At 58.8% G+C, this 405-nt stretch carries 1 protein-coding gene; it reads right to left on the bottom strand.

The genetic code is table 11. The annotated features are described in order from the left end of the window. Positions 1 to 393 (bottom strand): MobF family relaxase (mobF, locus tag EVJ26_RS14325; protein ID WP_236635606.1); only part of this gene is annotated, 393 nt, incomplete at its 3' end. Positions 394 to 405: the final 12 nt, after the last annotated feature.

The following is a 405-nucleotide window of genomic DNA, read 5'->3' as shown; positions in this document are numbered from 1 at the left end:
CCGCTTCCGCGATACCAGCGTCGCTGTCTCCCGCGTGGCCCGGTTGTTCTTAGACCCCGTCGCCTCCCATTCCTCAATTAGCTTGAGGATCTGCTGCCTGCGGGTCGAGAAGGCCTTCAGCAGTTCCGGCGAGTACCCGAGCAGTTCAAACTGTCCGTGGGCCTTGAGCTCAATCTGATAGCCCTGCTGCTTCATCGCTACCGCCAGTTCATTCTGGTAGATCTGGCCCAGGAGTTTTTGGTTAGCGATCGCCCCCTCATTGCTCAAACTAAACCACCGTTCATCCGCCAACTGCGTCGCATTCATCACCACACAATGGCTATGCAGCTGCGGCTCCGCCTCCCGACTGGTGGAATGGGTAAACACCGCTGCTGCGATATTGCCGGTCGTCACCTTCGTCCGCCC

It is taken from the genome of Exiguobacterium sp. SH3S1 (genome assembly GCF_004337105.1).
GTDB lineage: Bacteria > Bacillota > Bacilli > Exiguobacteriales > Exiguobacteriaceae > Exiguobacterium > Exiguobacterium aurantiacum_A.
Note: the sequence above shows the minus strand (reverse complement) of the source record. Positions and strands in the feature narration are given on the sequence as shown.